The sequence below is a fragment of the Nocardia sp. NPDC001965 genome, assembly GCF_053594175.1.
Genome location: NZ_JBSFDZ010000094.1, coordinates 1 through 1,736, shown reverse-complemented (window position 1 = coordinate 1,736; position 1,736 = coordinate 1). Strand labels below are relative to the sequence as shown.

The following is a 1,736-nucleotide window of genomic DNA, read 5'->3' as shown; positions in this document are numbered from 1 at the left end:
TTGATCGCGCAGGGTGTGGGCCCGGAGACGCTGGTCGGGCTGTTGATGTCGCGGTCGCTGGACCTGGTCGTGGGTATGTATGCGGTGGTGGCGGCGGGTGGTGCGTATGTGCCGTTGGATCCGGCGCATCCGGCGGAGCGGATCGGTTACATCCTGGATACGGCGTCGCCGCTGTGTGTGCTGACCACGACCGCCGATTCGGCGGCGGTGCCTGCGGGCGCGGGTGTACCGGTGCTGACACTGGACACCCTGAACGTAGCCGGATACTCCGTTGCCGAGGTGACCGATGCTGATCGGCGTGCGCCGCTGCGTGCGTCGAATACCGCGTATGTGATTTTCACGTCGGGTTCGACGGGTCGTCCGAAGGGTGTGGCTGTTCCGCATTCGGCGATCGTGAATCAGGTCGCGTGGATGCTGTCGGAGTACCCGTTGGGTGCTGATGATGTGTATCTGCAGAAGACGGCGACGACGTTCGATGTGTCGTTGTGGGGTTATTTCCTGCCGTTGGCGGCGGGTGCTCATTTGGTTGTGGCGACTCCGGATGGTCATCGGGATACCGAATACCTTGCTCGGGTCATCGCCGAGCAGCGGGTGACGGTGACGGACTTCGTGCCGTCGATGTTGGGTGTGTTCGCCGCGCATACCGCGCCGGGTTCGATTCCCTCGCTCGAGCATGTGTTCGTGATCGGTGAAGCCCTGCCGCCGGAGACAGTGACGGCGATGCATGCGATTTCCGATGCTGCGGTGCACAACTTGTACGGTCCGACCGAGGCCGCGGTGTCGATCACGTATTGGCAGGCCACGGGCGATGAGTCGGTGAGTGTGCCGATCGGTGTGCCGCAGTGGAACAGCCGGGTGTATGTGCTGGATTCACGGTTGCGCCCGGTTCCTGCGGGTGTGGTGGGTGAGTTGTATCTGGCGGGTGATCAGCTGGCGCGTGGTTATGTGACCCGGCCGGACCTGTCCGCGGATCGGTTCGTCGCCAGCCCGTTCGATCCGGCGGAGCGGATGTATCGCACGGGTGACCTGGTGCGGTGGAGCCGTGTCGAGACTGTGGTCGAGGGTCGTACCGAGGTTCTTCCGGTGTTGGAGTATCTGGGTCGTACCGATTTCCAGGTGAAGTTCCGTGGTCAGCGGATCGAGCTGGGTGAGATCGAGTCGGCGTTGCTGGCGCAGCCGGTGGTGAGCCAGGCGGTCGTGACGGTGGCTGCCTCGGATCTGGGTGAGCAGCTGGTCGCCTACGTGGTGCCTGCTCCGGGCGCGCGGATCGAGTCCGTTGTGTTGCTGGATTCGCTGCGTGATGTGTTGCCGGTGTACATGATCCCGGCTGTGGTGATGGAACTGGACGCGTTCCCGTTGAACACTTCGGGGAAGTTGGATCGTAAGGCGCTGCCCGCGCCGGTGTTCGAAAGCCGTGAGTTCCGGGCGCCGTCGACGCCGATCGAGGAGATCGTGGCGGGTGTGTTCGCCGATGTGCTCGGGGTCGAGCGGGTCGGTGCCGACGATGATTTCTTCGCGCTCGGCGGTAACTCGCTGATCGCGACCCAGGTCGCGGCGCGGCTGGGTGCCGCGCTGGACACCACGATTCCGGTGCGGCTGTTGTTCGAGGCTGCGTCGGTATCGGGTTTGGCTGCTCATATTCAGGAGCAGGTGGGTTCGGGTGGTCGGGCGCCGTTGGTGCCGCAGGTGCGGCCGACGCGGGTTTCGGCTTCGGGTGAGGTCGAGGCTGCGGTGCC

The 1,736-nt window shown here is 64.6% G+C and carries 1 protein-coding gene; it reads left to right on the top strand.

Features of this window, described 5'->3' with window-relative positions; all coding sequences use genetic code 11:
* Nucleotides 1-1,736: amino acid adenylation domain-containing protein (locus ACWCPQ_RS35000; RefSeq protein ID WP_449907461.1), on the top strand; the 1,736-nt coding region annotated here is incomplete at both ends.